General features: G+C 62.0%; 20 protein-coding genes. 11 read left to right on the forward strand and 9 right to left on the reverse strand.

The window, feature by feature from the left end; all coding sequences use genetic code 11:
* Positions 1-106 precede the first annotated feature (106 nt).
* The 4 genes from AD659_RS10725 (at position 107) to AD659_RS10740 (ending at position 4027) form a co-directional block, all read left to right on the forward strand.
* A complete protein-coding gene (locus AD659_RS10725; RefSeq protein ID WP_053120957.1) occupies positions 107-805 on the forward strand; it encodes a glutathione binding-like protein in 699 nt (232 codons plus the stop codon).
* Positions 802-1659 carry a PhzF family phenazine biosynthesis protein gene (locus AD659_RS10730; RefSeq protein ID WP_053120959.1) on the forward strand — a complete coding sequence of 286 codons (858 nt, stop codon included), beginning with the start codon at positions 802-804 and terminating at the stop codon, positions 1657-1659. The genes AD659_RS10725 and AD659_RS10730 overlap by 4 nt, the downstream gene beginning before the upstream one ends.
* 116 nt (positions 1660-1775) lie before the next feature.
* Positions 1776-2750: a porphobilinogen synthase gene (gene hemB / locus AD659_RS10735; RefSeq protein WP_053120961.1), complete on the forward strand. Its 975-nt coding sequence runs from the start codon at positions 1776-1778 to the stop codon at positions 2748-2750.
* A 182-nt stretch (positions 2751-2932) separates the two neighbouring features.
* Positions 2933-4027 carry a DUF1615 domain-containing protein gene (locus AD659_RS10740; protein WP_053120963.1) on the forward strand — a complete coding sequence of 365 codons (1095 nt, stop codon included), beginning with the start codon at positions 2933-2935 and terminating at the stop codon, positions 4025-4027.
* 142 nt (positions 4028-4169) lie between these two features.
* On the opposite strand, the gene AD659_RS10745 is transcribed toward AD659_RS10740, so the two are convergent.
* Positions 4170-4604: a phage infection protein gene (locus tag AD659_RS10745; RefSeq protein WP_083347241.1), complete on the reverse strand. Its 435-nt coding sequence runs from the start codon at positions 4602-4604 to the stop codon at positions 4170-4172.
* 222 nt (positions 4605-4826) lie between these two features.
* On the opposite strand from AD659_RS10745, the gene AD659_RS10750 reads away from it, so the two are divergent.
* Positions 4827-5456, forward strand: coding sequence for a glutathione S-transferase family protein (locus tag AD659_RS10750; RefSeq protein WP_053120967.1), 630 nt, complete (start codon positions 4827-4829; stop codon positions 5454-5456).
* A gap of 95 nt (positions 5457-5551) precedes the next feature.
* Here AD659_RS10750 and AD659_RS10755 read toward each other — a convergent pair whose 3' ends face one another.
* From AD659_RS10755 to AD659_RS10775, 5 genes are all read right to left on the reverse strand, one after another.
* On the reverse strand, positions 5552-6088 hold the full coding sequence (locus tag AD659_RS10755; RefSeq protein WP_053120969.1) for a PqiC family protein: 537 nt from the start codon (positions 6086-6088) through the stop codon (positions 5552-5554).
* Between the two features lie 17 nt (positions 6089-6105).
* Positions 6106-7764, reverse strand: coding sequence for a PqiB family protein (locus AD659_RS10760; protein ID WP_053120971.1), 1659 nt, complete (start codon positions 7762-7764; stop codon positions 6106-6108).
* The gene (locus AD659_RS10765; protein ID WP_053120973.1) at positions 7745-8404 is read right to left on the reverse strand and encodes a paraquat-inducible protein A; all 660 of its coding nucleotides are present in this window, start codon (positions 8402-8404) and stop codon (positions 7745-7747) included. The genes AD659_RS10760 and AD659_RS10765 overlap by 20 nt, the downstream gene beginning before the upstream one ends.
* Positions 8401-8997 (reverse strand): paraquat-inducible protein A, encoded by a 597-nt coding sequence (locus AD659_RS10770; RefSeq protein WP_053120975.1) that lies wholly within the window; start codon positions 8995-8997, stop codon positions 8401-8403. Before AD659_RS10770 ends, AD659_RS10765 begins: the two co-directional genes overlap by 4 nt.
* 69 nt (positions 8998-9066) lie before the next feature.
* Positions 9067-9507, reverse strand: coding sequence for a CBS domain-containing protein (locus AD659_RS10775; protein WP_053120977.1), 441 nt, complete (start codon positions 9505-9507; stop codon positions 9067-9069).
* Between the two features lie 378 nt (positions 9508-9885).
* Here AD659_RS10775 and AD659_RS10785 point away from each other — a divergent pair, with 378 nt between their 5' ends.
* A complete protein-coding gene (locus tag AD659_RS10785; RefSeq protein ID WP_053120981.1) occupies positions 9886-12249 on the forward strand; it encodes a DNA polymerase II in 2364 nt (787 codons plus the stop codon).
* A 168-nt stretch (positions 12250-12417) separates the two neighbouring features.
* On the opposite strand, the gene AD659_RS10790 is transcribed toward AD659_RS10785, so the two are convergent.
* Together AD659_RS10790 and AD659_RS10795 are read right to left on the reverse strand one after the other, a co-directional pair.
* A complete protein-coding gene (locus tag AD659_RS10790; protein ID WP_053120983.1) occupies positions 12418-13239 on the reverse strand; it encodes an aldo/keto reductase in 822 nt (273 codons plus the stop codon).
* A gap of 104 nt (positions 13240-13343) precedes the next feature.
* Entirely contained in the window at positions 13344-14492 is a 1149-nt protein-coding gene (locus AD659_RS10795; protein WP_053120985.1) for an aldose epimerase family protein, read from the reverse strand.
* A 341-nt stretch (positions 14493-14833) separates the two neighbouring features.
* Here AD659_RS10795 and AD659_RS10800 point away from each other — a divergent pair, with 341 nt between their 5' ends.
* The 4 genes from AD659_RS10800 (at position 14834) to AD659_RS10815 (ending at position 18545) form a co-directional block, all read left to right on the forward strand.
* The gene (locus AD659_RS10800) at positions 14834-15538 is read left to right on the forward strand and encodes a hypothetical protein (protein ID WP_053120987.1); all 705 of its coding nucleotides are present in this window, start codon (positions 14834-14836) and stop codon (positions 15536-15538) included.
* Between the two features lie 108 nt (positions 15539-15646).
* Positions 15647-16432 carry a sulfite exporter TauE/SafE family protein gene (locus tag AD659_RS10805; protein WP_053120989.1) on the forward strand — a complete coding sequence of 262 codons (786 nt, stop codon included), beginning with the start codon at positions 15647-15649 and terminating at the stop codon, positions 16430-16432.
* A gap of 69 nt (positions 16433-16501) precedes the next feature.
* Entirely contained in the window at positions 16502-17860 is a 1359-nt protein-coding gene (locus AD659_RS10810) for an erythromycin esterase family protein (RefSeq protein WP_053120991.1), read from the forward strand.
* A 136-nt stretch (positions 17861-17996) separates the two neighbouring features.
* Positions 17997-18545, forward strand: a complete 549-nt coding sequence (locus AD659_RS10815; RefSeq protein WP_053120995.1) for a DUF4174 domain-containing protein — start codon at positions 17997-17999, stop codon at positions 18543-18545.
* Positions 18546-18703: 158 nt separating this feature from the next.
* On the opposite strand, the gene ampC is transcribed toward AD659_RS10815, so the two are convergent.
* A complete protein-coding gene (gene ampC, locus AD659_RS10820; protein ID WP_053120997.1) occupies positions 18704-19852 on the reverse strand; it encodes a class C beta-lactamase in 1149 nt (382 codons plus the stop codon).
* Between the two features lie 226 nt (positions 19853-20078).
* Here ampC and AD659_RS10825 point away from each other — a divergent pair, with 226 nt between their 5' ends.
* The gene (locus AD659_RS10825) at positions 20079-20957 is read left to right on the forward strand and encodes a Dyp-type peroxidase (RefSeq protein WP_053120999.1); all 879 of its coding nucleotides are present in this window, start codon (positions 20079-20081) and stop codon (positions 20955-20957) included.
* The last annotated feature ends 87 nt before the right edge of the window (positions 20958-21044 follow it).

A 21044-nucleotide genomic window follows, 5' to 3' on the forward strand; every position in this document is an offset into this window, starting at 1 on the left:
TGTTGCGAAATTAAGAAGGGGCGACGTGAATTCTGTGACGGGCAGTGATGTCGTGCCCTACATCTTGGATTATCCTCGGGGTTTCCTTCATTTCCGAGCCGACCCCATGCCCGACTTGACCCCATTCCCCATCACCGAAAAATGGCCCGCCCAATACCCGGAGTGGCTCCAGCTCTACTCCCTGCCAACCCCCAACGGCGTGAAAGTCTCGATCATGCTGGAGGAGATCGGCCTGCCGTACGAGCCCCACAAAGTGGACTTCGCCAACAACGACCAGTTGTCGCCCGAGTTTCTTTCCCTGAACCCCAATAACAAGATCCCGGCGATTCTCGATCCCCATGGGCCGGGCGACGAGCCGTTGGCGTTGTTCGAGTCGGGGGCGATCCTGATTTATCTGGCGGACAAGAGCGGGCAGTTGCTGGCCCAGGAGTCGGCGGCGCGCTACGAGACGCTCCAGTGGCTGATGTTCCAGATGGGTGGGATCGGGCCGATGTTCGGGCAGTTGGGGTTCTTCAACAAATTCGCCGGCAAGGACTACGAGGACAAGCGGCCGCGCGATCGTTATGTCGAGGAAAGCAAGCGCCTGCTCAAGGTGCTCGATGGCCGTCTGCAAGGGCGGGACTGGATCATGGGCGAGCGCTACACCATTGCCGATATCGCCACGTTTCCATGGGTGCGCAACCTGATCGGCTTTTATGAGGCCGGTGATTTGGTGGGCATCCAGAACTTCCCCAATGTGACGCGGGTATTGGAGCGCTTCCTGGCGCGACCGGCCGTGGCGCGTGGGTTGAAGATTCCGGAATGAGTAGCCCGACCCCTCGCCGTTTCGATTACAAGCAACTGGATGTATTCAGCGACGTGCCGCTCAAAGGCAATCCGCTGGCGGTGGTGCTGGGGGCCGATGGGCTCAGTGACTCGCGCATGGCGGCTTTTGCCAACTGGACCAACCTCAGCGAAACCACGTTCCTGCTGGCGCCGCAGCACCCGGAAGCCGATTACCGGGTGCGTATCTTCACCACGTCGACCGAGTTGCCGTTTGCCGGGCATCCAACGCTGGGCAGTTGTCACGCCTGGCTGGAAGCCGGAGGCGTGCCGAAAGGGCAAGAGATCGTGCAGGAGTGCGGCGTCGGCCTGGTCAGGATTCGCCGCAGCGCTCATGGGTTGGCGTTCCTGGCGCCGCCCTTGCTCAAGTCCGGTCCGCTGGATGCCGGGTTGCTGGAACGAGTGCGCAAGGGGCTGGGGCTCGCCGCGGAGGCGATTGTCGAGGCGCAATGGGTCGATAACGGTGCCGGTTGGCTGGCGTTGATGCTCAAGGATCGCCAGCAGGTCCTGACGCTCAAGCCCGATTACCCTCAGTTGCTGGATCTGGCTGTGGGCGTGATTGCCCCTTGGGACCGGGTCGTGGATGGCGATGAGGCGCACTTTGAAGTGCGCGGCTTCATCGCCGGTGATGGCATGCCCGAGGATCCGGCCACGGGCAGCTTGAACGCCGGGCTCGCGCAATGGCTATTGGGCAAGGGGCTGGCGCCGGCGTCCTATGTGGTCAGCCAGGGGCTGACGATGGGCCGGGCCGGGCGCATCCATGTCGAGCAGGTGGGCGATGAGGTCTGGATTGGTGGCGCTGTGGTGACGTGCATCAATGGCTCGTTGACCTTGTGAGGCGATTATTGCCCGGCTGGTAACACTCTGTTTTCCAGCTGGCGTTTGTGCCCTGGCCGGCCAGGGCATAAGCTTTGCTCCCTGTGATCGAGTAGCACTTTTTGCCCAGGAGTCCCATGTCCAGCCAGTTCCCCGAAGCACGTCCTCGCCGTCTGCGTCGCAATGCAAGCCTGCGCAGCTTGTTCCAGGAAACCGAGTTCACCTTGAACGACCTGGTCCTGCCGATTTTCGTCGAAGAAGAAATCGATGATTTTGTGCCGATCAAGAGCATGCCTGGCGTGGTGCGTATCCCTGAATCGAAGCTGGCCAGTGAGATCGAGCGTTATGCCCGCGCCGGCATCAAGTCGGTGATGACCTTTGGTGTGTCCCATCACTTGGACAATGACGGCAGCGACACTTGGAGCGAGCGCGGCCTGGTGTCGCGCATGGCCGGGATCTGCAAGGACGCGGTGCCGGAAATGATCGTGATGTCCGACACCTGCTTTTGTGAATACACCGACCATGGTCATTGCGGCGTCCTCCACGGCGATGAAGTGGACAACGACCGGACCCTGGTCAACCTGGGCAAGCAAGCCGTGGCGGCGGCCCGCTCCGGTGCCGATGTGATCGCCCCATCGGCGGCCATGGACGGGCAGGTCCAGGCGATTCGCAAGGCCCTGGATGAAGCCGGTTTCAGCCAGACGGCAATCATGGCCTATTCCACCAAATTCGCTTCGGCACTTTATGGGCCGTTCCGCGAGGCCGGCGGCAGCGCGCTGAAAGGCGATCGCAAGAGCTACCAGATGAACCCGATGAACCGCCGCGAAGCCCTGCGCGAATCTCTGCTCGATGAGCAGGAAGGTGCCGATGCGCTGATGGTCAAGCCGGCCGGTGCCTACCTCGATATCATCCGCGACATTCGCCAGGCTTCGAACCTGCCGCTGTCGGCGTATCAGGTCAGTGGCGAGTACGCGATGATCAAATTCGCCGCCCAGGCCGGCGCCATCGACGAAGCCCGCGTGGTCCGCGAGAGCCTTGGCGCCATCAAGCGGGCGGGGGCGGATTTGATCTTCACCTACTTCGCCATGGACCTGGCGCTGAGCGGGATCTGATCCGCGCCTCTCCAGGTTAGCGAAACTGTGGGAGCGAGCCTGCTCGCGAAAGCGGTGGGTCAGCTTGCATCAAGTGGGCTTGTGCCGCCGCTATCGCGAGCAAGCTCGCTCCCACATTGGCATAGCCCGTATCCATTTTTGATCGTATGGTTGCTCCGGAATAACACACCCGATGGAGCACCATGCAATTCAACCCATTGATGATCAGCCTCGCGGCGTTGCTGACCTTGGCTGGTTGCGGCAGCCGCCAGGCACAGGAGCCCGAGCGCCAGCCCGCTGAGGTCAAGCAGCAGATCGTGCGGTTGTTGCCAGCCAAGACGGTGGATCGCGAAGGCTGGGCGACTGATATCTATGTGGCCTTTTCGGCCCAGCAAATTCCGTCCACGACGCAGAATATCTGTGCGGTCCTGGCAGTGACTGAACAGGAGTCGACGTTCCAGGCCGACCCGCCGGTGCCGGGGCTGGGCAAGATCGCGCGCCAGGAGATCAACCGCCGTGCGGCGAAGGTGCACATTCCGGAGTTGTTGGTCAGCGGCGCGCTCCAGGTGCGCTCACCCAATGGCAAAAGCTACAGCGATCGGCTCAATGCGGCGCGCAGCGAGAAAGAGTTGAGCGGGATTTTCGATGATTTCATTGGCATGGTGCCGCTGGGCAAGACTCTGTTCGGCGGCTTCAATCCGGTGCACACCGGTGGTCCGATGCAGGTCAGCATCGCGTTTGCCCAGACCAATGCGCGGGATTATCCCTACACGGTGGATGGCTCGATTCGTCGCGAAGTGTTCAGTCGCCGTGGCGGGATGTACTTCGGTATCGCGCATTTGCTGGGTTATCCGGTGAGCTATACCGATCCGTTGTATCGTTTCGCCGATTTCAATGCCGGCTGGTACGCCAGTCGCAACGCGGCTTTCCAGCATGCGGTGAGTGTGGCATCGGGTATTTCCCTGGCGTTGGATGGCGATCTGGTCGCGCATGATTCAATCATGCCGGGCAGCACGGAACTGGCGGTACGCACGCTGGGCAAGTCGCTGGGAATGCGCAACCCGACCATTCGCGATCAATTGGAGCAGGGTGACAGCCTGGCGTTCGAGGACAGCAAGCTCTACAAGCGCGTGTTCGAACTGGCTGAGCGGGCCGAGGGCAAGCCATTGCCACGGGCGGTATTGCCGGGGATCGTGCTCAAGAGCCCGAAGATTACGCGCAAGCTGACCACGGCGTGGTTTGCCAAGCGGGTGGATGAGCGTTATCAGCGCTGCATGGCGCGGGCGGCGGGGCGCTAATCAGATGTTGGACATGAAAAAGCCCGGCGGATGAGGCCGGGCTTTCAGGGTGGCGGTCTAGGGGCGGTCGCTGCGCGCCCCAGCGGGAGCAAGCTCCCTCGCCACAGGGTGTGTTGCCGATCATTTGTTGCCGTCCAGCAACTCATGCGTGATTTTCGATCAGGCGGTCGGAGCCACCTTCAGCGACGCGGTTTTCGATCAGGCGATCAGAGCCACCTTCAGCGACGCGGTTTTCGATCAGACGGTCGGAGCCACCTTCAGCGACGCGGTTTTCGATCAGGCGGTCGGAGCCACCTTCAGCGACGCGGTTTTCGATCAGGCGGTCGGAGCCACCTTCAGCGACACGGCGTTCCAGCAGGCGGTCGGAGCCACCTTCAGCGACGCGGCGTTCCAGCAGACGGTCAGAGCCACCTTCGGCGACGCGATTTCCGATCAGGCGGTCAGAGCCACCTTCAGCGACGCGGTTTTCGATCAGGCGATCAGAACCGCCTTCGGCGACGACGGGTTGCGAGGAGGCGGCGAATACGTTGGCGGCCAGTATGGAGAAAGCGAGGCTGAGGATGACTTGGCGTTTCATGATGGTGTGCTCCGGGGGGGCAGTGGTTTGTGTGAGGCCATTGTTGTCCCGGGCGATCATCAAGAGAACTTCATTGGCATGATGGTGAACATCGATGGCAGTGATAGCTCGATGTCGGTTGATCCAGCGAGGGTATCCCCCTGGCGTGCGTGTCGTCCTTCGGGTGGAACACTGCCAGGTTTGTAGGCTCTACCGGGTAACCCACAGGCAGGAGGCAAGCTCATGTATCAGTTATTCGGTCACAGGCAATCCGGCTCGTCGGCGGTTGAGGTGGCCCTGGATCTTTGTGATGTGGCTTATCGGCGGATCGATGCCTATTCGACAGAGCAAAGCGATGCGGCGAAAGAACTCGAGGCCCTCAACCCTCTGAAGCAGGTCCCGACCCTGCAGTTGCCAGACGGCTCGGTGCTGACCGAAGCGGCGGCGATTCTGATTCACCTTGGGCTGACCTTTCCCGCCTCGAAGCTGCTCCCTGACGAGGCAGCCCAACGTGCGCAAGCCATACGAGGCCTGGTGTACATCGCGGCCAACTGCTACACCCCCATCGGCATCATCGATTTTCCGGAGCGCTGGCTGGACGATGCGGACGAAGAGACTCGGCAGCGCTTGGTATCAGGCACCCAGCAACGGCTGTATCGCAACTGGGCGCTGTTCGCCGACCAGTTCCCGGCCCAGCCGTTTCTCAGCGGCGACGAGCCGGGGGCGCTGGATATCCTGGCGGCTGTGATCACCAAGTGGAGAAATACGCGGGAGGCGATGCTCAACGCCCGTCCGGAGTTCTACGGATTGTTGGAACGCATCGACCGCCATCCACGCGTGGCGCCGATACTGTCGCTGCATTGGCCTTTGTAGGAGCTGCCGAGCGAAGCGAGGCTGCGATCTTTCCGCTGACGCTTGAATCTCAAGCGAAAGATCAAAGGATCGCAGCCTTCGGCAGCTCCTACAGGTCAAGGACAGACCTTGCGTGCAGCCGCCTGCTCGACAAGGTCGACAAATTGCCGGACGTTCTGCTGATGCGCCGTCACCAGTTCGTCGATGCTGGCGCCCGCCGGCGTTTGCAGGTTGCTGCGACAAATCAGGGGGCGGGTGTCACCGCCCAGGCTGCGCAGGCGCCATTGCACGTCCATGCGGGCATAGCGGCCGGGGATCGAGTCAAAGCGCTGCACGTCCACCCGCAGCGATGATTTCGGCGCGCCTGGGTTGCTCAGTTGTTCGTCCAGGCTGCTGTGCAGTTCATCCGCCAGGCTGGCACCCCACCACTCGGTTTCGAGGATCGCCAACCCGCTGTTGCCCTGGCGAATGACCATCTGGGTGCGATCCACCTGGGGTGGAACGCTCACCTGTTCGATCTGGATGTCCACGTCGGAGTGTGACTGGCCGGCCGGCTGAGCGGGGATCAGGGTGTGGTAGTGGATCGGATCGCTGCGACAGGCGCCGAGCAGCAGCGCCACGGCAACCAGGGTGAATTTCAGCGTCAGTGGCATGGGGCGGGCTCCTGTGATCATTCGTTCACCGGCAATGTGAGGTTCTGTGCCGGTGCGTCCTTGGGACGACCGCGAAGCAGCGATTCGGGATGGCGGCTCAGGTAGTCCGACAGCTCGCGCAACGAGCGCGACATGCGGCCCAGGTCATCCAGGGTCTGGGTCAGTTGTTCGCGCTGCGGTGAATCTTCGGCCAGGGTCGAGTTGGCCGATTGCAGGGTCTTGCTGACGTCCTGCAAGGTGCTTTGTACGCCTGGCAGGGTCTTGCTGTTGAACTGGGCAAGGCCTTTGCGTAGCTCCACCAGGTTGCCATCCAGGTTGCCGGCGATGCTCTCCAATGGCAGTTTGTTGATCCGCTCGACCATCGTCTGCAGTTGTTCCTGCAATTGCTGCAGGCTGCCCGGGAGGGTCGGAATACGCACGGGACGGGCGCTGGGGTCGAAGGCCACTTTTTCGGCCTTGGGGTAGAAGTCCAGCGAGATGTACAACTGCCCGGTCAGCAGGTTGCCGCTGCGGGCCTGGGCGCGCAGGCCACGCTCGACGAAGCTGCCGATCAGGCGGGCACCGGCGGCTTCGTCTTCCGGGTCGTGATTGAGCGACTTGAGCAGTTTTTCATGGGCCTTGCCCAGGCGTTGCGGGTAGATCACCACGCCGACGTTGACCGGAAAGCTGCGTTGTTTCTCATCGAAATCGAGGTTGATGGCGACTACCCGGCCGACTTCCACGCCGAGGAATTCCACCGGTGCACCGACTCGCAACCCGCGCAGCGCCTGGTCGAAACGCAGGGCCAGGTATTGGCCCTTGCCATCGGGCGGGGCGAGGGCGCTTTGCTGGTCGGCAAACAGTTCGAAGGTCTTGTCTTCGTTGGCAACGGTGTCGTTTGGACTGTATTCCGGTGCCCGGAACGCGATGCCGCCCAGCAGCAAGGCTGAGAGCGATTCGGTCTTCACGGCAAAACCGTTGGCACCGACATTCACGTCCACGCCGCTGACGTTCCAGAACCGGGTGTTTTCGGTGACATACACATCGTTGGGCGCGTTGACGAACACGTCGATGTTGACGCCTTTGCCCTCGGCGTCCAGTGCATAGGACACGACCTGGCCTACCGGGATCTTGCGCAGGTACACCGGCGAGCCGATGTCCAGCGAGCCAAGGTCCTGGGAGTGCAGGGTGAAGCGCTTGCCCGGTTCGCCATAGGTGATCGGCGGCGGGGCTTCCAGGCCGGTGAAGGATTTGGCGCGCACTTTCGACTGGCCGGCGTCTGCACCGATGAAGTCACCGGACAGCAGCGTGTCGATCCCCGAGATCCCGCCGGCCCCGATGCGCGGCCGTACGACCCAGAACACCGAGTCCTCGTGAGTGAAGGTGTCGGCGGTCTTGGCGAGCTTGACCGTGGCGGTGACGTTCTTCTGGTCTTCGCTCAGTTGCACGTCGGTAACCTGGCCGATGACCACGTTGCGGTATTTCACCTGGGTCTTGTTGGCGGTCAGGCCCTGGCCGGTCTTGAAGGTGATGGTGATGGTCGGACCTTCCTGCAGCCAGTTGTTGACCACCAGGGAAATGCCCACCAGCACCGCGATGATCGGCACGATCCACACCAGCGACACCGTCCAGCGGCGGGTGCTGACGTGAGCCCGGCCGGGTGCGGGTTGTGGCCCGTCAGTGGCTTGCGACTTCATCCATGGTCTCCTCGGAGGGTTGAGTGTCCCAGATCAGCCGGGGGTCGAAACTCATGGCCGACAGCATGGTGAACAGCACCACGAGGCCGAAGAACAGGATACCCGGTCGCGGTTCGATATCGCTCAATGCCTGGAACTTGACCAGGGCCGCCACCAGGGCCACCACCAGCACATCGAGCATCGACCAGTAGCCGATGACTTCCACCAGCCGGTACAGCTTCGCCCGCTGGACCTGGGCCCAGGTGCTGCGTCGCTGTGCGGTCACCAGCAGCAGGGTCAGGACCACGAACTTGATGCCGGGCACGGCGATGCTGGCGATGAAGATGATCAGGGCGATGTCCCAGGCGCCACTTTGCCAGAACTCGATGACGCCACTGATGATGGTGCTGTCGGCGCCTTCGCCGAGCATCTGGGTATTCATGACCGGAAGCAGGTTGGCCGGAATGTAGAACACCAGCGCGGCGAGCATGTAGGCCCAGGTGCGGGTGATGGCGTCGGGTTTGCGGCGGTGCAGGGCGGCGTCGCAACGCGGGCAGGCCTGGGGTTCGTCGGTCATGTCGCAGGCCAGCCCGCAGCTGTGGCACAGGCACAGGTTCAGGTCGCGGGCTTGCGGCGGGGTGTCCGGCGGCTGGCCGTTCATAGGCTGTCCCAGAGGTCGCGGACATCGCGCCCGGCAATGCGGATCATCAGCAGGCTCAGGGCCGCCAGGGCGAACAGACCGATGCCCGGCAGCACGTCCAGCAGGCCGGCGAGCTTGATCACCGCCACCAGCGCGCCCAGCAGGCACACCTCCAGCATGCTCCAGGGCCGCAGGGTTTCCAGGCTGCGCATGCACAGGCTGAACCCGGGCGCCCGCCGCTGGAGGTAGGCATGGCCCAGGACCCAGAGCAGCAGCACCAGTTGGAAGGCCGGTGCAAGGATGATCGCCACCGCTGTCACCAGGGCGATGAAGGTGATGGGCCCCTGGCTCAGCGCCACGATGGAATCCCATAACGTCGCGCTGTTGCTCAGGCCCTGGAGGCGGATGCTCATCACCGGGTAGATGTTGGCGAAAGCCCACAGCACCGCGGCCGTCACGCTCAAGGCCAGGCGTTGTTCGATGGTCAGGCCGTTGTAGCGCTGGATCACCGCGTGGCAGCGCACGCACGCGGCTTTCTGGTGCGGGGCGAGCACAACCGGCTCGTACACCGCATCGCAATGTTCACAAATGATCAGTCGGTCGGTGGCGGCCATCGGGATGCTCGCAGGAACAACCCCTTCAATATAGAAGTGTGTTGAGAATGAGCAACCCGTTGGCAGGGATCATTCGCCGCGAATGTATTGCTCCAGTTGTCTGATCAGATCGGCCTGTTCGGCGATGGCCTCCTTGACCAGGTCACCGATGGACAGCAGCCCGATAAGCTTGCCGTCTTCTACCACCGGCAAATGTCGCAAGTGCTTTTCGGTCATGATGCTCAGGCATTTCTCGACATTCTGGTGCGGGTCGATGGTGATCACCGGGGAGACCATGATGTCGCTCACTTTCGTGCCCACCGACGAGCGCCCGTGCAGGACCATTTTGCGGGCATAGTCGCGCTCGCTGATGATCCCCAGCACTTTGTTGTCCTTCACCACCAGCAAGGCGCCGACATTCTTCTCGGCCATGCGCATCAAGGCCTGCAATACCATGTCGTCCGGTGAAATGGTGTGCACCTGCTGGTTCTTGTCATCTTTCATCCGGAGCAACTGCGCGACGGTTTTCATGGGGGGCCTCGGGGTGTTGTTTTTGCTGGTTGTTCAAGCATCGTAGACCCAACGGCGCAGAGCAAGCGGTAAAGCGGCGGCCAATCGTCCAAAAGCGTCATTGCCGGTGAATTCACCACTGAAGTGATGCCATGCACCCCGTGGCGAGGGAGCTTGCTCCCGCTGGGCTGCGCAGCAGCCCCTGGTTGTTGGCATTCGCCCGATATACCGAGGTGGTCGGTTTTGGGGCTGCTGCGCACCCCAGCGGGAGCAAGCTCCCTCGCCACAAAAAGCAGGTGGTGGTGTCAGTTAAGCAGGTGGGTGGTGTGTCAGTTGGTCAGGTGAAGTTCCCTCGCCACAGGTAGAATCGTCGCCTACGCAAAATTCGAGGTTGCAGCGGTGGATTTACAGCAGGGCTTCGTCCTGACCCGGCATTGGCGCGACACCCCGGCCGGCACCGAAGTCGAGTTCTGGCTGGCGACCGACGCCGGTCCCCGGCGCGTACGCCTGCCGGTGCAGACGTCGGTGGCCTTCGTGCCGCAGATCCAGCGCGGCCAGCTCGAAGCCTTGCTGCAAGGGGAGAAGGACATAGCGTTGCGCCCCCTGGACCTGCTGGATTTCGAGCATCGTCCGGTGCTGGGCCTGTATTGCCAGCAACACGCCCAACTGATGCGCCTGGACAGCACCTTGCGCCGCGCCGGTGTGGAGGTGTTCGAAGCGGACATCCGACCGCCAGAGCGCTACCTGATGGAGCGTTTCATCACCGCCCCGGTGTGGTTCGGCGGTACACCCGCGGCGGATGGCCTGCTGGTCGATGCCCAGATGAAACCGGCCCCCGACTACCGTCCACCGTTGCGCCTGGTGTCCCTGGACATCGAAACCACCGCCCAGGGCGAGTTGTATTCCATTGCCCTGGAAGGCTGTGGCGAGCGCCAGGTCTACATGCTCGGGCCCGCCAATGGCGACGATACCGGCGTGGATTTCCAGTTGGAATACTGCGAATCGCGCACACTGCTGCTGAAGAAACTCAACGACTGGTTCGCCCGATTCGACCCGGACGCGATCATTGGCTGGAACCTGGTGCAGTTCGATCTGCGGGTGCTGCACGAACATGCCCGGCGACTGGCAGTACCGTTGCGCCTGGGGCGCGGCGGGGAAGAGATGCAATGGCGCGAGCACGGCGCGCGCAACAACCACTTTTTTGCTTCGGCAGCCGGCCGGTTGATCATCGACGGCATCGAGTCCCTGCGCTCGGCCACTTGGAGTTTTCCGTCGTTCAGCCTGGAAAACGTCGCCCAGACGCTGTTGGGGGAGGGCAAGTCCATCGACAACCCGTACCAGCGCATGGACGAGATCAATCGCATGTTCGCCGAGGACAAGCCGGCCCTGGCCCGCTACAACCTCAAGGACTGCGAGCTGGTGACGCGGATCTTCGCCAAGACCGAGCTGCTCAAGTTCCTGCTGGAGCGGGCCAGTGTCACCGGCCTGCCGGCGGACCGCAGCGGTGGTTCGGTGGCGGCCTTCACGCACCTGTACATGCCGCTGATGCACCGCCAGGGCTTTGTTGCACCCAATCTCGGCCAGCGTCCGCCCGAGGCCAGCCCGGGCGGGTTTGTCATGGATTCCCAACCGGGGCTCTACGAATCGGTGCTGGTGCTGGACTACAAGAGCCTGTATCCGTCGATCATCCGTACCTTCCTGATTGACCCGGTGGGCTTGATCGAAGGGCTGCGTCACCCGGATGACCAAGAGTCGGTGCCCGGCTTTCGCGGGGCGCGCTTCTCCCGTACTCGACATTGCCTGCCGGCCATCGTGGCGCGGGTCTCCGAAGGCCGGGAGACCGCCAAGCGCGAACACAATGCGCCGCTGTCCCAAGCGCTGAAAATCATCATGAACGCGTTCTATGGCGTGCTCGGTTCCAGTGGCTGTCGTTTCTTCGATACGCGCCTGGCCTCGTCCATTACCCTGCGTGGCCACCAGATCATGCAGCACACCCGCCAGTTGATCGAAGCCCAGGGGCATTCGGTGATCTACGGCGATACCGACTCCACCTTCGTCTGGCTGCGCCGTGCCCATGGCCAGGAGGAAGCGGCGCGGATCGGTCGCGAGCTGGTGGCGCACGTCAACCAGTGGTGGCGCGAGCAGGTGCGTGCCGAGTTCGGGCTGGAGAGCGCACTGGAACTGCAGTTCGAAACGCATTTCAAGCGCTTCCTGATGCCAACCATCCGGGGCGCCGAGGAGGGCAGCAAGAAGCGCTACGCCGGGCTGGTGACCCGCGCCGACGGCAGCGATGAAATCGTCTACAAGGGCCTGGAAACCGTGCGTACCGACTGGTCGCCGCTGGCCCGGCAGTTCCAGCAGGAGCTGTACGGGCGGATCTTCCACCGCAAGCCCTACCAGGATTATGTGCGCGACTATGTGCAGCAGACCCTGTCCGGTGCGTTCGATGAGCGGCTGGTCTACCGCAAGCGCTTGCGTCGGCCGCTGGACGACTACGAACGCAATGTCCCACCCCATGTGCGGGCTGCGCGGCTGGCCGATGAGTTCAACCAGCGCCAGGGTCGTCCGCGGCAATACCAGAATGGCGGCTGGATCAGCTACGTCATCACCGTCGCCGGCCCCGAGCCACTGGAAATTCGCAGTGCGCCAATCGATTACGACCACTACGTGACCAAACAACTACAGCCGGTGGCGGATGCGATCCTGCCGTTTGTGGACGATGACTTTTCGACGTTGGTGGGGGGGCAGATGGGGTTGTTCTGACGGGGGAGACCTTTTTATTTGGCTGGACGCCTTTGTGGCGAGGGAGCTTGCTCCCGCTGGGCTCTGTAGGAGCTGGCGAAGCCTGCGATCTTTTGATCTTTCGCTTGAGACTCAAGTGGCTGGGGAAAGATCGCAGCCTCGTTGCACTCGACAGCTCCTACACAGCTCCTACACCATCGCCAACCGCTGCTTGCCCTGGGGCTGGGGGAAGATCAGGTCGAGGGCGGCCAGGTCCTGGGGCTCGAGCCTGAGGTTGGCCGCTTCGGCATTCAGGCGAACATGCTCAGGCTTCACGGCCTTGGGAATGGCAATCACGTTGTCCTGGCGCAGCAGCCAGGCCAGTGCGATCTGCGCCGGTGTGGCGCGATGGCGTTCGGCGATTTGCCCCAAGGTGTGATCCTTGAGCAGGTGCCCGCCCTGGCCGACCGGGCAGTAAGCCATGATCGGCATGCGCTGTCGTTGGCTCCAGGGCAACAGGTCGAATTCGATACCACGTTCTTGCAGGTTGTACAGCACCTGGTTGGTGGCGCAGGCCGGCGAGGCCAGCTCCTCAAGGTCATCGACGTCAAAGTTCGACACCCCCCAGCGGCCGATCTTGCCTTCTTCACGCAGGCGCTCGAACGCTTCGACGGTTTCTTCCAAGGGGTACTGGCCGCGCCAGTGCAACAGGTAAAGGTCGATGTAATCGGTGTCGAGCCGCCGCAAACTGCGTTCGCAGGCCAGGGGAATGCCTTTGCGACTGGCGTTGTGGGGATAGACCTTGCTCACCAGGAACACTTGGTCGCGCAGGCCGGTGATGGCTTCGCCGACGACGGTTTCGGCACCGCCTTCGGCGTACATCTCTGCGGTGTCGATCAGGGTCATGCCCAGTTCGATGCCCAGCCGCAAGGCGGCCACTTCTTTCTTGTGGTGGGACGGTTCTTCACCCATGCGCCAGGTGCCCTGGCCAATCACCGGTACGGACACACCCGCCAATTCCAGCGTCCTCATGGCTCTCTCCTGTTTTTGAGCTTTGACGTGTGGCAGCAGGATAGACCAAGTGTTCACGCATTGATCGTTCCCACGCGCAGGGGAACGATCAATCGGTGGGGACGTTATTCCGCCGAGAACTTCAGCACCATCGTCTGGGTGTAGGTCTGGCCCGGATCAAGTCGTGTGGTAGGGAAGTCCGGCTGGTTTGGCGAATCGGGGAAGTGCTGGGTTTCCAGCGTAAACGCGCCCCAGTGCGGGTAGACCTTGCCTTGCTTGCCCTTGACCGTGCCGTCGAGGAAGTTGCTGGTGTAGAACTGCACACCCGGTTCGGTGGTGTACAGCTGCAAACGCCGTCCCGATTGCGGGTCCTGGACATCGGCGGCGAGTTTGCTCACGTCCCCCTTGGCATCCAGCACCCAGTTGAAATCGAAGCCGCCCTGTTTCGGTTCGGCGAATTTGAGCTGCGGATGGTCAGCCTTGATGTGTGTGCCGATGGCGGTGGGTTGGGTGAAATCCATCGGGGTGCCGGCCACAGGGGCCAGCTCGCCGGTGGGAATCAGTTTGCCGGTGACCGGCGTGTAACGGGCCGCGTGCAGGGTCGCGACTTGCTTGAGAATGTCACCGTTGCCTGCGCCCGCCAGGTTGAAGTAGCTGTGGTTGGTCAGGTTCAGCACGGTCGGTTTGTCGGTGGTGGCCTTGTAGTCGATGCGCAATTCGTTTTTGTCATTGAGGCTGTAGGTGACGTCAGTCTTCAGGTTGCCGGGAAAACCCATTTCGCCGTCTGCCGACAGATACGTCAGGGTTACGCCCACTGAGTCCTTGTCATTGCTGGGCTCGGCCTTCCAAACACGTTTATCGAACCCCTGTGGTCCACCGTGCAAGGAATTGTCCTTGTCGTTCTGCGGCACCTGGTAGCGCTTGCCATCCAGCTCGAACGCCCCACCGGCCAGGCGATTGCCGAAGCGGCCGATGGTCGCGCCGAAATACACGCTGCCGTTCTTCTGGTAACCCTGCACATCGTCGAAGCCGAGCACGATGTCGGTGGTCATGCCGTTTTTGTCCGGCACGATCAACGACTGGAGGATCCCGCCGTAGGTGATGACGGTCGCTTCGATGCCGTGGCTGTTGCGCAGGACGAATTTCTCAACCGCCGTGCCGTCGTTGGTCTTGCCGAAGGCAACGCGTTCATTGGTCAGGCCGGCGGCCTGGGAGGAGGTGGCAATCATCAGAGAGACTCCGAGGGCCGTGAGCAAATGTCTGGATTCAAGCATGGTAAGACCTTCCTTCCTGTTGTTTTGTTGTTGTTTTAACGCGGTCGAGTCCGTTACTTGGTCGGACAACGATGAAGGTTTTTCTGTTCAGTAGTCTTTCTATTTGAGGGTGGAGAAGGGATTTATAGCTATAAATCGGGATTTATCAATTAAAAAGTAAGACTAATTGAGTGGGGCGAGGCTTGCCCAAGCGAGCGTTTTCATCCCGGGTACCGCACTTTTGCGCTTTTTGCCGCTCTATCCTTGGCCTGGAAGCGGCGACCCCCATCGCTTCCCCCTGCCCAGATTGAGACTCGATGGCCGGTGTTTTTTCTTCTGTGACGAGGTTGCGCCACGCCTGCATGGCAGGGTTGGTCGGTGTATCGATGCTGTTCAGCGGCGGCTGCAGTCATCAACAGGGGCAGGACATGGTCACGCAATTCAGCAGCGCCAAGCCCCAGGAGTTTTTGCAGACCAGTGTCGACCGCATGGCCACGTTGGCGATGCACGACAACCTGCAAAGCCTCTATCTGTTGATGAGCAAGCTGTACCTGCGTAACCCCGAAGAACTGCGCAAATCCGGCTTCCTCGACGCCCGCACCGCGGAAAAACAGGTGCGCATGGCCATCGAGCAGCAACAGCCCTTGCCGACCCTGGGGGGCAAGAAAGACCTGGCCGCCCTGAGCTATGCCATGAGCCCGGAGTTTCTCGGGGATCGGGTCGGGGCATTCATCTATGCCATTGGCAGCATGCTGGTCACGGCTCACGGCAATCGCCTCGAGTTCTACATGACCGACACCATCGACCCGCGTTTTGTCAGCAATGCGGCACGCAATATCGAAAAAGCCACTTGGCTGCTCAGCCAGCGGCAGAATAAGGACGGCACGCCGTTGCTGTTTTCCAATGAAATTTCGGAGGAGGGCAGCAACCTGAGTTTCGCCGTGGAATTTGGGAAAATCGTCGCCCGATTGGACCTGCTGACCCAGATGCTCGACGAGCGTTACCGGCGTATCGGTTTGAATTATGCCCAGAGCCTGCTGTTCCTCAACTTCTTGCCGGTCCAGTGAGTTGAAGAGAAAAGGAATAAAGATAGATCACATCGATATAGGGGGTTATAAGAAAAATCGCTATGCTCGCGGCCAGATTTTTCACGCGGTCGTGTCGAGACGGGTTTAATGGATTTCGGTAATGTCGGTTTAGTCGTTGCGGGCCTGGTGGTCGGCTTCATCGTTGGAATGACCGGCGTCGGCGGTGGTTCGCTGATGACCCCGATCCTGTTGTGGTTTGGTATCAACCCGGCGACGGCGGTGGGAACCGACCTGCTGTACGCGGCCATTACCAAGTCTGGCGGTGTTTTGGTTCATGCCAAAAACCGCAACATCGACTGGGCCATCACCGGCTGGCTGACGTTGGGCAGTGTACCGGCGGTCGGCTTGACCCTGTGGTTCCTCAGCAGCCTGCACAGCTCGCCCGACGCCATGAACGCGGTGATCAAGCAAGCCTTGGGCTTTGTGTTGTTCGCCACCGCGTTGGCCATCCTGTTCAAGAAGCGCCTGCTGCAATTCGCCCACGATCGCGCCGGCGGTCACTACAACCCGTCCGGTGCGCGCCTCAATGCGCTGACGGTCGTCACCGGCCTCGTGCTGGGGACGATGGTCGCGTTGACCTCCATCGGTGCCGGCGCCCTGGGCACTGTGGCGCTGTTCATCCTCTATCCGTTCCTGGTCACCAAGCGCCTGGTGGGCACCGAGATCGCCCACGCCGTGCCGCTGACCCTGGTCGCCGGTCTGGGCCATGCGAGCATGGGCAACATGGATTGGCACATCCTGGGTTTTCTGCTGATCGGTTCGTTGCCGGGGATCTACCTGGGCAGCCATTTGTCGGGACGCATCTCCGATGAGCTGCTGCGCCCTTGCCTGGCGGTGATGCTGGCGATGATCGGCTTCAAACTCGCGTTCTGATTTGATCGGAGTCATGGGCCGCAAGCCAGAGTCATACCTGTAAACCAGGTACTGATGAGGCCACGACCCATGAACAGCCCTGCCAGAGATCTGCTGCAACGACTACGCCGGCGTCCTGCCGAACCCCGAACCGACATTGCCGACCTCCTGCGTCGCCACGCCGAACCCTTGCCAGCCGAAGACGTCCCAGCCTTCGGCGAACTGTTCGACCGTTTCGGTGACGCCAGGGTCGTCTTGATCGGTGAGGCCAGCCACGGTACCCATGAGTTCTATCGGACCCGTGCCGCCATTACCCGACACCTGATAGAGCACCACGGTTTCAATATCGTTGCCGTCGAAGCGGACTGGCCCGATGCCGGTCAAATCGACCGCTGTGTACGCGATTTGGGGCCGTCGGCGTGGAAGCAGCAGGCGTTCGCCCGGTTTCCGACCTGGATGTGGCGCAACTGCGAAGTCCAAGGCTTCGTTCGCTGGTTGCGCGATTACAATCTGGAACAGCCTATCGGCCAAAAGGTGGAGTTTCGTGGCTTGGACGTCTACAGCCTGCGTCACTCCATCGACGAAGTGCTGAACTACCTGGATACCAGCCATCCGGACATGGCCCGTGATGCCCGTCATCGTTATGGCTGCCTCACGCCCTGGCACGATGACCCGGCGCTTTATGGCCATTTCACCGAGCGCGGCAACCTGGCGACCTGTGAAGATGCCGTGGTCGAGCAACTCAACAGCTTGTTGGCCACGCGCCTGGATCCGATGATCAGTGATGATGAGGCGTTTTTCAGCGCCACCCAGAACGCCCGGGTCGTGCGCGCCGCCGAACAGTACTACCGAGCCATGTACCGCGGCGGCAAGTCATCGTGGAATCTGCGGGACCGGCACATGTTCGACACCCTGCAAACCTTGTTGGAGCATCGCGGCGCCAATGCGAAGGCGCTGGTCTGGGCGCACAACTCGCACATTGGCAATGCCGCCGCGACACGCATGGGCTGGGAAGGGGAGTTCAATATTGGCCAGTTGTGTCGTTTGGCTTATGGCCGCAGCGCGGTGTTGCTGGGCATGGGCACCGACCATGGCAGTGTCGCGGCGGCGGATGACTGGGACGCACCGATGAAAATCAAGCAGGTGCGGCCAGCGCTGCCCGGCAGTTGGGAGCACGAATTCCTCCAGGCCGGTGTTCGCGCATCGCTGACGCAATGGCGGACCAACCCTGACGAGGCCCTCCTGGATGCGTTGTCCGAGCCGCTGCTCGAACGCGCGATCGGTGTGATCTACCGTCCTGAAACCGAGCGCCAGAGCCATTATTTCGAAGCGGTACTGGCGGAGCAGTTCGACGCCTGGCTCTGGTTCGAACAGACCGAAGCCGTCACGCCATTGCCGGCGCCCCAGGTCCTGGAGCACGAGGAGGATACGTTCCCGTTTGGTCTCTGAACGCTGTGCAGGGCGGTTGCGCAATGAACGCGCTCGCCTAAGCTTCAAGGCAGGCAGGCGCAGTATCGGGCGACGCTCGCGGAACAATCGCCGCCCTGTGCAATCAGTACAGCGTAAATATCAAAAGGAGAGGCGCATGCTCATTCGGTCGTTGACCTTCGCTACCTTGCTGGCCATCGCCGGCCCCCTGTTCGCTGCCGATGGCGACTCCCCCCTGGTGGCGGATGCTGGCAGGGCACGTCCCCTGATCGTCATCGCGCCCAGCACGGTCGACCCGGCCTGGGTCAGCCTGAAGAAGGCCCTGGATGAACCGGCAGGCAAGCAGGGTTTTTCCGAGCGCAACATGGTGCTCTACACCGTGCTCAATACCATTGGCCAGCGCGACGGCAAGGACCTGGACCCGCAAAGCACCATGGCGCTGATTCGCTCGCTCAAGCTGGGCGCCGGTGCCCAGACCAAGGTCATCCTGGTGGGCAAGGATGGGGAAAAGAAGCTCGAGCATTCCGGGGCGATCGAGTTGAAAGACCTCTTTGACACCGTCGACAAACTCCCCGCCACGGAAAAGGAAGCGACACCCCCGGCGCCCCCTCCCGCGCCCGAGCCTGCACCGGCCAAGGATGCGAAAGGCACCAAGCCTGGCAAGGCAGCCAAACCGGCCGGGCCGCCGAAGCCATTGGAGGATTGACTCCCGCTAGCACTGAGGCCGCTTTTGTGGCGAGGGAGCTTGCTCCCGCTGGGTCGCGAAGCGGCCCCAGATTTGTCAGGCGATGAGCCATCGGAAAAGTCTAGGGCTGCTACGCAGCCCAGCGGGAGCAAGCTCCCTCGCCACAGAGACTCCGTCGCCTATCGGCCGTCCAACGCCATCAGGATCCGGTGCGCCGCCTTCACCCGTTCCTCGATCGGGTAGTTTTTGTTGGCAAGCATGACAACCCCCATGTCCTTTCCGGGCACGAACGCCGCGTACGCGCCGAAGCCGTTGGTGGAGCCGGTCTTGTTGATCCAGGCACCCTCCGGTGCTGGAAGGGGTGGGTCCAGAGGTTCGACTTTCTGTGGCGTCAGGGCCATCTGTGGTGTATTGCCGGCAAGCAGGTCATCCAAGGTGAACGGCGCGGGGTAGAACTCCCAGCCCAGCCCCTGGTTCATCCCGCCAGTCTTGTAGAAACCCGTGTGCGTCGTGGCGATGGCCTGCTTCAGAGCCGTGTCCAGTTTTTCAGGTCGCAGGTTGGCCTCGATGAAACGAAGCAGGTCCGACGAGCTGGTTTTCACCCCGTAAGCCTCGGCGTCCAGGGCGCCAGGGCCGACCCGCACGGGCTTGCCGTCCTTGGCATAACCCTGGGCGTATCGGCCCACCTGATCCTGCGGCACCCGCACGTAACTGTGCTTGAGGCCCAGCCCTGGCATCAGCGTGCGCTCCACCACCTCGTCAAAGGGTTGCCCCAGGCTGCGGGCCGCCAGAAAGCCGAACAGGCCGATGCTCGGGTTTGAGTAGAGCCGCTGGGTGCCGGCCGGGTAGAGCGGTTTCCAGTTGTTGTAATAACTGAACATCCGGTCCGGATGGTCCGCCTCGTCGGGAAACTGCAACGGCAGGCCGCCGGCGGTGTAGGTGGCGAGGTTGAGCAGGTGGATGCCCGCCAAGGCGCTGCCACGCAGCTCGGGGGCAAAGCGACTGGCCGGATCCGCCAGGGACAGTTTGCCCTGGGCCTGGGCGTAGGCGCCGAGGGTGGCGGTGAAGGTCTTGCTCACCGAGCCGATTTCGAAAAGGGTCTGGTCGGTGACCGGCTTTTTCGTGTCCTTGGCGGCCACGCCGTAATTGAAATAATGGCGTTGGCCGTTGTAGGTAATCGCCACGGCCATGCCGGCGATGTCCTGTTGTTTCATCAAGGGCTGGATGACGGCATTGACCGTGTCTTCAATGCGCTCCTGGGCAAGGCCCACGGGTGTCCCGCAGACCAGGAGAAGAGTTCCGGCGAGTATCGATCTTGCAATGTGCATGGTGCAGCGCTCTCGTTGGCCTTCCTAGAGGGGGGCAATCTAGGGCGTTTTTGGCTGTGCGGCAATCCGAGGCTATTGGGCCGAGGCATGTTTCTGAGCCGTCTGACAGGACTGCGGGAATCTTCCCACAAAACGACCCGGTTGCCCGACGCGCCCGTGCCTCAAGCCAAACCACACAAAGCGGCAGCCGCCGGGTAAACTCGCGATTCTTTCTAAAGGAGTTCACATGAGTTACTACCAGCCCGGCATTCTCGCCACCCCTGTTCCGCCTCAGGCCCGTCATTTGTTTTTTGCCCTGGAATCGGTCGAGGCACTGCCGGCTGCACTAGACAAACTCCTGTTGCTGCTCGATGGCCGTGCCGTGGTTGGCTTTGGCGAGTCGCTGGTCCAGGCGCTGGGCGCCCAGGTCGATGGCTTGCGGGCCTTTCCTGCGTTGGCTGGCGTAGGTGTGGACAACCCCTCGACCCAACACGCCCTGTGGTGCTGGTTGCACGGTGAAGACCGCGGCGAGCTGATGCACCGCAGTCGCGCCGTCGAAGTGGCATTGGCCCCGGCGCTGCGCCTGGTGCAGATGAATGAAACGTTCCGCCACATGACCGGCCATGACCTGACCGGCTACGAAGACGGCACCGAGAACCCCCACGACGAAGCGGCCCTCGCCGCGGCCCTGGCCCCAGGCGCCGATGGGCTGCGCGGGGGCAGTTTCGCCGCGATCCAGCAGTGGCAACACGACCTGGACGGTTTCGCGGCGATGCAACCTCATGAGCGCGACAACATCATGGGCCGGCGCCTGAGTGACAACGAAGAACTCGACGACGCGCCGGAGTCGGCCCACGTCAAGCGCACCGCCCAGGAAAGCTTCGCTCCGGAAGCGTTCGTGGTGCGTCGCTCCATGCCGTGGATCGAAGGCGACCGTGCAGGGCTGATGTTCTTGGCGTTCGGTTTCTCCCTCGACGCCTTCGAGGCACAATTGCGGCGCATGAGTGGCCTGGAAGATGGCATCACCGACGGCCTGTATCGCATGAGCCGGCCAATCACCGGCGGTTACTACTGGTGCCCGCCATTGCTGGACGGTCGCCTGGACCTGCGCGCCCTGGCCCGCTGAGCAGAGCCCGCCGGCCCGAGGGTTTTGTGCAAACGCAGCGGTGAACGCTATTCTTGGGCCGGACGTCTATCCGTGGAATGGGAGAAG

This window comes from Pseudomonas thivervalensis, from assembly GCF_001269655.1.
Classification (GTDB): Bacteria; Pseudomonadota; Gammaproteobacteria; order Pseudomonadales; family Pseudomonadaceae; genus Aquipseudomonas; species Aquipseudomonas thivervalensis.

What these genes read in the sequence shown, in the direction of transcription:
- AD659_RS10725 (WP_053120957.1), top strand. Translation starts at nt 107, where the DNA reads ATGCCCGACTTGACCCCATTCCCCATCACCGAAAAATGGCCCGCCCAA.
- AD659_RS10730 (WP_053120959.1), top strand. Translation starts at nt 802, where the DNA reads ATGAGTAGCCCGACCCCTCGCCGTTTCGATTACAAGCAACTGGATGTA.
- hemB (WP_053120961.1), top strand. Translation starts at nt 1,776, where the DNA reads ATGTCCAGCCAGTTCCCCGAAGCACGTCCTCGCCGTCTGCGTCGCAAT.
- AD659_RS10740 (WP_053120963.1), top strand. Translation starts at nt 2,933, where the DNA reads ATGCAATTCAACCCATTGATGATCAGCCTCGCGGCGTTGCTGACCTTG.
- AD659_RS10745 (WP_083347241.1), bottom strand. Translation starts at nt 4,604, where the DNA reads ATGAAACGCCAAGTCATCCTCAGCCTCGCTTTCTCCATACTGGCCGCC.
- AD659_RS10750 (WP_053120967.1), top strand. Translation starts at nt 4,827, where the DNA reads ATGTATCAGTTATTCGGTCACAGGCAATCCGGCTCGTCGGCGGTTGAG.
- AD659_RS10755 (WP_053120969.1), bottom strand. Translation starts at nt 6,088, where the DNA reads ATGCCACTGACGCTGAAATTCACCCTGGTTGCCGTGGCGCTGCTGCTC.
- AD659_RS10760 (WP_053120971.1), bottom strand. Translation starts at nt 7,764, where the DNA reads ATGAAGTCGCAAGCCACTGACGGGCCACAACCCGCACCCGGCCGGGCT.
- AD659_RS10765 (WP_053120973.1), bottom strand. Translation starts at nt 8,404, where the DNA reads ATGAACGGCCAGCCGCCGGACACCCCGCCGCAAGCCCGCGACCTGAAC.
- AD659_RS10770 (WP_053120975.1), bottom strand. Translation starts at nt 8,997, where the DNA reads ATGGCCGCCACCGACCGACTGATCATTTGTGAACATTGCGATGCGGTG.
- AD659_RS10775 (WP_053120977.1), bottom strand. Translation starts at nt 9,507, where the DNA reads ATGAAAACCGTCGCGCAGTTGCTCCGGATGAAAGATGACAAGAACCAG.
- AD659_RS10790 (WP_053120983.1), bottom strand. Translation starts at nt 13,239, where the DNA reads ATGAGGACGCTGGAATTGGCGGGTGTGTCCGTACCGGTGATTGGCCAG.
- AD659_RS10795 (WP_053120985.1), bottom strand. Translation starts at nt 14,492, where the DNA reads ATGCTTGAATCCAGACATTTGCTCACGGCCCTCGGAGTCTCTCTGATG.
- AD659_RS10800 (WP_053120987.1), top strand. Translation starts at nt 14,834, where the DNA reads ATGGCAGGGTTGGTCGGTGTATCGATGCTGTTCAGCGGCGGCTGCAGT.
- AD659_RS10805 (WP_053120989.1), top strand. Translation starts at nt 15,647, where the DNA reads ATGGATTTCGGTAATGTCGGTTTAGTCGTTGCGGGCCTGGTGGTCGGC.
- AD659_RS10810 (WP_053120991.1), top strand. Translation starts at nt 16,502, where the DNA reads ATGAACAGCCCTGCCAGAGATCTGCTGCAACGACTACGCCGGCGTCCT.
- AD659_RS10815 (WP_053120995.1), top strand. Translation starts at nt 17,997, where the DNA reads ATGCTCATTCGGTCGTTGACCTTCGCTACCTTGCTGGCCATCGCCGGC.
- ampC (WP_053120997.1), bottom strand. Translation starts at nt 19,852, where the DNA reads ATGCACATTGCAAGATCGATACTCGCCGGAACTCTTCTCCTGGTCTGC.
- AD659_RS10825 (WP_053120999.1), top strand. Translation starts at nt 20,079, where the DNA reads ATGAGTTACTACCAGCCCGGCATTCTCGCCACCCCTGTTCCGCCTCAG.